Source organism: Neisseria sp. HMSC065D04, from assembly GCF_001815675.1.
Classification (GTDB): domain Bacteria; phylum Pseudomonadota; class Gammaproteobacteria; order Burkholderiales; family Neisseriaceae; genus Neisseria.
Genome location: NZ_KV821550.1, coordinates 10,022 through 17,306, shown reverse-complemented (window position 1 = coordinate 17,306; position 7,285 = coordinate 10,022). Strand labels below are relative to the sequence as shown.

The window sequence follows — 7,285 nt, the reverse complement described above, 5'->3', positions numbered from 1 at the left end:
GAACCTGTTGAAAGCGGCTAACAGGCTAAGTGTGTCTGTTGTCGCCTAAAAGGCGGCCCGGATGCCTTATGTATGAGGTATCCGGGGAGGATTAAGGGGGTATTTGGGTAGAATCAGTGGATATTTGAAACGAAAACAGCCGAAAACCTGTGTTTGGGTTTTGGCTGTTGGGGGAAAAGGAATTTTGCAAAGGTCTCTTAAGATTTTGAAACCAAATTGGACAAAATGTATAAAATAATTCTGGATTTAAAAAGTAAATCCGTATTTTTATAAAAATAGATTGTCGTTTTGTCTAAAATGCGTATAATCCCCTTCCAAAGCAAACCATAATTTCGATAAAGTTTGGACAAGGAACATCATGCAATTAGACATTGACCGCTTAGTTGCTTATTTCGGCGGCGTGAATGCACTTGCCGAAGCGTTGAAACAGCACGACCCCGAAAATGCCGCAACAACTGCCGCCATCTATAAATGGCGCACGCGCGGGTCGCTGCCTTTGGCGCAACTGCAAAAGCTGACCGCGCTGGCGGAAGCGCAAGGCAGGCCGCTGGATTTGAATGCTTTTTTACAAAAAAACGAATCTCTGGAGAGAACAGAAATGACACAGACCAACCGCGTAATTATTTTCGACACCACCATGCGCGACGGCGAGCAGTCGCCCGGTGCATCCATGACCAAAGAGGAGAAAATCCGCATTGCCCGCCAGTTGGAGAAAATGGGCGTGGATGTGATTGAGGCGGGTTTTGCAGCCGCCAGTCCGGGCGATTTCGAATCGGTCAATGCGATTGCCAAAATCATCACCAAATCCACGGTCTGCTCGCTGGCGCGTGCCGTTGAAAACGATGTGCGTAAGGCAGGCGAAGCCGTTTCCCCCGCGCCGAAAAAACGCATCCATACCTTCATCGCCACCAGCCCCATCCACATGGAGCACAAACTGAAAATGAAGCCGCAGCAGGTCATCGATGCGGCGGTCAAAGCAGTGAAAATCGCCAAAGAATACACCGACGATGTGGAGTTTTCCGCCGAAGACGCCGTGCGTTCGGATTTGGACTTCCTCGCCAAAATCTTTACGGCGGTTATCGAAGCGGGCGCGACCACCATCAATATTCCCGATACTGTCGGCTACTCCATCCCTTCCGTGTGGTACGAGCGTATCAGCAACATCATCAAAAGCGTGCCCAACGGCGACAAAGTAGTCTGGTCGACCCACTGCCACAATGACTTGGGTATGGCGGTTGCCAACTCGCTGGCCGCTGTTCAGGCAGGCGTGCGCCAGGTGGAATGCACCATCAACGGCTTGGGCGAACGCGCGGGCAATGCCAGCCTTGAAGAAATCGTGATGGCGTTGAAAGTGCGCCATGACCTTTTCGGCTTGGAAACCAGCATCGACACCACGCAAATCGTGCCGGTATCCAAACTGGTGTCCACCATTACCGGCTATCCGATTCAGCCCAACAAGGCGGTGGTCGGCGCAAACGCCTTTGCACACGAATCAGGCATCCATCAGGACGGCGTGTTGAAACACCCCGAAACCTATGAAATCATGACTGCCGAATCGGTCGGCTGGTCAACCAACCGCCTGACCTTGGGCAAATTGTCCGGCCGCAGCGCGTTCCGCAGCAAACTGGCGGATTTGGGCATCGAGTTGGAAAGTGAAGAGGCGCTGAACGCCGCGTTTGCCCGCTTCAAAGAACTCGCCGACAAAAAACGCGAAATCTTCGATGAAGACCTGCACGCGCTGGTGTCCGACGAAATGGGTAGCATGAACGCGGAAAGCTACAAATTCATCTCCCAAAAAATCAGCACCGAAACCGGCGAAGAGCCGCGCGCCGACATCGTGTTCAGCATCAAAGGCGAAGAAAAACGCGCATCCGCCACAGGCTCCGGCCCTGTCGACGCGATTTTCAAAGCGATTGAGAGCGTGGCACAAAGCGGCGCGACTTTACAGATTTATTCCGTCAACGCCGTAACGCAAGGTACGGAAAGCCAAGGCGAAACCAGCGTTCGTTTGGCACGCGGCAACCGCGTCGTCAACGGACAAGGCGCAGATACCGACGTTTTGGTCGCCACCGCCAAAGCCTACCTCTCCGCCTTGAGCAAACTGGAATTCGGTGCCGCCAAACCGAAAGCGCAGGGCAGCGGTACGATTTGAGCTTAAATGGTTTGATTTGAATTTAAAAAGCAAAGAGGTCGTCTGAAAACCGAAGTTTGGGTTTTCAGACGACCTTTTTTTATTTTTTCACAGAACTGAACAGGGGAAAAAGGTTAATCAAACACAGTAAAAAATACAAAACGAGTATTAAAATCAGCCATAAATTTTTAAGTTTTATACTTGAGTAAATGATATGAAACAATAAATCTAGGTCGCCTATTAAATGGACAAAAAAATACGCTGTAAGGATGAAACAGAAAATGCCAATAAACTTTCTTCCTAATAGAAAAAATAGAATAGAAATATTGTTTATTATTAAAAATAATTTAATAATCATGGGGTTGTCGTTTATTTCACCTTGTAAGTCAGATAAATTATAGACATCCCCATCAATTATATAGTCTATGATGTAAAATTCATCAGTATTAAGGAGAAATGAAAACGAAATAAGTAGCAATAAAATGAGGTAATTAATTGGTTTTATGAATTTTATACTGAAAATACGGTTTGCCATCATGCTCCCATTCGTTTTATTTTTTCTGTGTATTTTTTATAACGTATTCCTGCCTGAAAGGAAGGCAATAGGTAATATACATTGTAAACTAAAAAATCAGTCTATCATAAAAGCTTCAAACATAATCGGCTTCCAAAAGGTGTGCTGATTTAAGTGCTGACTCTTATTGAAGTTTCATCAGTCGGTCTTGTTCGACTGACAACACGCCGTTTACCTTTTGGAAATAAGCAATGGCATCTTGAATATTGGTTTTGGCTGATGGACGAATGGCAATTCCGTGCAGGTTTTTGTATTCGTAAACCAAGCTCGCGCCGGAATCGTTCACTGCCTTCATCAATGAACCTGAGCCGATGCCTTCATCGTAGAAAATAATCAGGTTGCCCGTTGTGGCTTGTGCTTGTCGGGTGGATATTGCTTCAGTCGCTTGGGTTGGTTTGCTTGGGCTTTGGCAGGCGCAGAGTAGGGCGGCGAGTAGGATGGCTGCAAAAGTTTTGTTCATTGTTGTTCAGAGGGTTGAGTGATTAAAAAAAGGTCGTCTGAAAATGGGGTAAACGAAATCAAATATTTTGTTTGCACCATTTTCAGACGACCTTTCAGATGAATTCGATGGTTATGCCTCAGGCAGCTCCATGTCTAAAACGGTTTGCTCCTGCTTGGCGCGGAAGTCGGCAAGCTTTTGCGCCAGCTCGGGGTTTTCGTTGGCAAGCAGTGAGATGGCGAACAGGGCGGCGTTGGCGGCACCTGCTTCGCCGATGGCGAAAGTGGCGACGGGAACGCCTTTGGGCATTTGTACGATGGAGAGCAGGGAGTCTTCGCCGCGCAGGTATTTGCTGGGTACGGGTACGCCCAATACGGGGACGGTGGTTTTGGCGGCAACCATGCCGGGCAGGTGCGCCGCGCCGCCTGCGCCCGCGATGATGGCTTTGATGCCGCGTTCGCGGGCAGTTTCGGCGTATTCGAACATTAAATCGGGGGTGCGGTGTGCGGACACGACGCGGGCTTCGTATTCGACGCCGAACTCTTTGAGAAACTGCGCTGCCTGCTGCATGACGGGCCAGTCGCTGTTGCTGCCCATGATGATGCCGATTTTGGCCATATTTACTCCTAGTGTATAAAACGTTATTCAATGAATGATTTCAGACGACCTTTGAATATGGGAGGTCGTCTGAAAAGTTATCGTTGCTTGATGCTGACGGCGGCGCGTTTGGCGGCGGCGCTGCCGGGGTAGCTCTGTATCAGTTTGCGCCAGGTGTTGCGGGCGATGTCTTTCTGTTGCAGCTTGTATTGGCATTGCCCGATGCTGAAGAGCGCGTCGGGGGCTTGCGGGCTGTTGCGGAAGCGGTTGGCGAAGCGTCCGCCGATTTCGATGACGGATTCGCAATTGCCCATGCGCTGTTGGCTTTGCAGCAGCAGATACATATTGCGTCGGGCGCTTTCGCTGCCGTTGCCGCCGTCTGCTCCTTTTAAGACTGCGGCCGCTGCGGCGTAATTGTTGCGCTGATAGTATTTGAGGGCTTGGTTGTAGAGACGGGTTTCGTTTTGGTCGGCGGAGTCGGCTTCTGAAGGCGCGGTGCCGCCGTTTGCCAGATAGGTGCTTTTGAGTTTTTGGTCGTCCAAACGCTGGGCGGGTACTTTCCTATTGGCGTGGCGCGGGGTTTTGTTTTGTTTTTCGAGTTGTTGCAGGCGCTGGTTGGTGTTTTCCATTTCGCGCTCCAAACGTTCGACCTGCATACCCAAGCGTTCGATTTGAGTCATCGTGTTCAAATCGGGATAGGGAATGGCAGAGGATTCGGCTGCGGTGGTGGGAATATCGGGCAGCATGAAGGTATCGCCGGATTTGGGTTTGGGGGCGGTAGAGGCGCAGGCGTTGAGCAGGAGGATGCCGGCAAACAGGATGGGAAGGGTTTTGTTCATTTTATTTTTTAAGCAGCAAAGTCAGACCGTCGCCGACGGGCAGGGTAATGGGTACGATGCGGGAATCGTCGGGCAGGTTGCGGTTGAAGGACTGGAGTATGTTTAGGCTGGGCGGGGCATCGCGTTCTGCTTCACCCATGACGCGCCCGTTCAGCAGGACGTTGTCGATGGCGATAACGCCGCCGCTGCGAACCAGTTGCAGGCAGCGTTCGAAATATTGCGGGGTGGGCGGTTTGTCGGCATCGATCAGCGCCAAGTCGTAGCTGCCTGATTCGCCTTGGCTTATCAAGTCGTCCAGGGTCAGCAGGGCGGGCTGGAGGTGGAGGGTGATTTTATGGGCGACTTGCGCTGCCTGCCAGGTTTCGCGGGCGATATCGGTAAAGGTGACGTTGATGTCGCAGGCGGTAATTTTGCCGTGTTCGGGCAGGGCTAAGGCGACTGCGGTGCTGCTGTAACCGGTAAATACGCCGATTTCCAGATATTTTTCGGCTTTGAGCAGGCGCGCGAGCCAGGTCAGCAAGGCTGCCTGTTCGCGGGCAATCGCCATTTTCCCTAAACGGTGGGATTGCGTGCGCGAACGCAGGGCGGTCAGTACGGGATGCTCTTTTTCGCCGATGCTGTTGAGGTAGTCTTGCAGCGCCGGGTCGATATTGTGTGTCTGGGTGGTCATGCCGTTTGGCCGTCAGTCTTGGTAGTAGGTATAAGGTTTTTTGGCGACTTTGGCGGCTTCGAATTCTTTCTGTTCTTGAGGGTCCAGCTCGACATCCCACAACAGATGGCGGTTTTCAAGGCGTTGTGTTTCCAGCTGCGGATTGTCTTCGATGAGTTTGTCGAGGAATTGGGTGGCTTCGGATTTGTAGTGATACATGATACGGTTCCGTACAGGTTTGTGTCAGTCTTTTATTATAACTGATAACGCCGTTACGGTTTTTAGATATTCGACTATATAGTGGATTAACTTTAAATCAGGACAAGGCGACGAAGCCGCAAACAGTACAGATAGTACGGAACCGATTCACTTGGTACTTCAGCACCTTAGAGAATCGTTCTCTTTGAGCTAAGGCGAGGCAACGCCGTACTGGTTTAAAGTTAATCCACTATATTTTCAGGGTTTATGGTGTTTCGGGTATAATGCCGCCTTATTTTTTAATGCGATACGGCAGGTCGTCTGAAGCCTTTGCATAATATTTTGCCCGTATTTCCGGCAGAATATTGCGCAAAGGCTTCGCCGCCGGTTTCAGACGACCTCTTTTTATTTTGGAAAGAGTTTTATGTTGAAAAAATGGTTGCATAAAGTTTTACCCGGAAAGCAGCCGAAGCAAGTGCCTGTGGCGAAGGAAATCCTTCCTTTCGACAGGCACCATATCAGCGCGGATATGTTGAGTTTTGCGGCGGAAAAAGTTGTCCGCCGTTTGCATGACGAAGGTTTTCAGGCTTATGTTGTCGGCGGGGCGGTTCGCGACCTGTTGCTGGGCGTCGAGCCTAAAGACTTCGATATCGCCACCGATGCGACGCCGGAGCAGGTTCATAAGATTTTCCGCAGAAGCCGCATTATCGGCAGACGCTTTCAAATCGTACACGTCATGGTCGGGCCGGAAACCATAGAGGTCACGACCTTTAGGGGTGGCGGTAAAGTGCAGCAGAACGCGCACGGCAGGATTATGAAGGACAACACTTACGGCAATATGGAAGAAGATGCCATGCGCCGTGATTTCACCTGTAACGCGCTTTATTACGACCCGATTAAAGAAGAAATCGTCGATTTCCATCACGGCGTCGGCGATATTGCCGACCGCAAGCTGGTAATGATCGGCAATGCGGCGGAGCGTTATCAGGAAGACCCTGTCCGCATCCTGAGGGCAGTTCGGTTGTCGGGTAAACTTGGGTTTGACGTGGAAGAAAACACCGCTGCACCGATTCCGGAACAGGCAGGTCGTCTGAAACACGAACCCGTAGCGCGTCTGTTTGACGAAATCATGAAACTGCTGTTTTCCGGTTATGCCAGAGAATGTCTGAAACGATTGAATTCCCTAGGCGTTTCAGACGACGTCCATCCGCTTCTGACTGCGCTCAAATCGGCTGCAAAACCTGAAAACCGCATTATTTCTCTCGCCTTGAAAAATACGGACGAACGTTTGCGCGCAGACAAATCCGTGTCGGTGGGCTTTGTCCTTGCTGCCGTATTGTGGCCGGTTTTGAACCGTCATTGGCAGGACAACATCAAACGCGGTCAAAAGCCTGCGCACGCTTTATCCGAAGCGATGAACACCATGCGCGAAACGGTCGAAAAAGGCTGGGGCGTACCGCAGCGTTTTGCCGCGACCATGCGGGAAATTTGGCAGCTTCAGCCGCAATTCGACTACACACGCGGCGCGCGTCCGCACAAAATGCTGGCGCAAGCGCGTTTCCGTGCGGCTTACGATTTCCTTGTGTTGCGCGGAGAGGTCGGCGAAGTGGAGCGGGATTTGGTCGAATGGTGGACGAAGTTCCAGTATGCGGATGCGGAGGCCCGCGCGGAGATGACGCTTGCCACACAACAGCGTCGGCAACACGGGCAAGGCGATGGCGCGGATGGCAAGCCGAATCGCAAACGCCGCCGCTCGCGTAAGAAAAAACCGGCTGCGGATAAGCCGGAATCATGAATCGACGGATTGCAAACGGTTTTGTCTTATTTTTATAGTGGATTAACTTTAAATCAGGACAAG

The 7,285-nt window shown here is 51.0% G+C and carries 7 protein-coding genes; 2 read left to right on the top strand and 5 right to left on the bottom strand.

What is annotated here, in order from left to right; translation table 11 throughout:
* The first annotated feature begins 358 nt into the window (after nucleotides 1–358).
* A complete protein-coding gene (locus tag HMPREF3050_RS11530; RefSeq protein ID WP_070774882.1) occupies nucleotides 359–2,152 on the top strand; it encodes a 2-isopropylmalate synthase in 1,794 nt (597 codons plus the stop codon).
* 677 nt (nucleotides 2,153–2,829) lie between these two features.
* Here HMPREF3050_RS11530 and HMPREF3050_RS11520 read toward each other — a convergent pair.
* The 5 genes from HMPREF3050_RS11520 to HMPREF3050_RS11500 form a co-directional block, all read right to left on the bottom strand.
* Complete coding sequence (locus HMPREF3050_RS11520; RefSeq protein WP_070774880.1) at nucleotides 2,830–3,165, bottom strand: hypothetical protein; 336 nt, start codon at nucleotides 3,163–3,165, stop codon at nucleotides 2,830–2,832.
* A 111-nt stretch (nucleotides 3,166–3,276) separates the two neighbouring features.
* The gene (gene purE / locus HMPREF3050_RS11515) at nucleotides 3,277–3,762 is read right to left on the bottom strand and encodes a 5-(carboxyamino)imidazole ribonucleotide mutase (RefSeq protein ID WP_003778018.1); all 486 of its coding nucleotides are present in this window, start codon (nucleotides 3,760–3,762) and stop codon (nucleotides 3,277–3,279) included.
* Nucleotides 3,763–3,839: 77 nt separating this feature from the next.
* The gene (locus HMPREF3050_RS11510; RefSeq protein WP_070774879.1) at nucleotides 3,840–4,580 is read right to left on the bottom strand and encodes a tetratricopeptide repeat protein; all 741 of its coding nucleotides are present in this window, start codon (nucleotides 4,578–4,580) and stop codon (nucleotides 3,840–3,842) included.
* 1 nt (nucleotide 4,581) lies between these two features.
* On the bottom strand, nucleotides 4,582–5,250 hold the full coding sequence (locus HMPREF3050_RS11505; RefSeq protein WP_003764187.1) for a class I SAM-dependent methyltransferase: 669 nt from the start codon (nucleotides 5,248–5,250) through the stop codon (nucleotides 4,582–4,584).
* A 12-nt stretch (nucleotides 5,251–5,262) separates the two neighbouring features.
* Nucleotides 5,263–5,448: a DUF3460 family protein gene (locus HMPREF3050_RS11500; RefSeq protein WP_003761287.1), complete on the bottom strand. Its 186-nt coding sequence runs from the start codon at nucleotides 5,446–5,448 to the stop codon at nucleotides 5,263–5,265.
* A 403-nt stretch (nucleotides 5,449–5,851) separates the two neighbouring features.
* Between HMPREF3050_RS11500 and HMPREF3050_RS11495 the strand changes: the two genes are divergently transcribed.
* A complete protein-coding gene (locus HMPREF3050_RS11495) occupies nucleotides 5,852–7,222 on the top strand; it encodes a polynucleotide adenylyltransferase PcnB (RefSeq protein ID WP_070774878.1) in 1,371 nt (456 codons plus the stop codon).
* The last annotated feature ends 63 nt before the right edge of the window (nucleotides 7,223–7,285 follow it).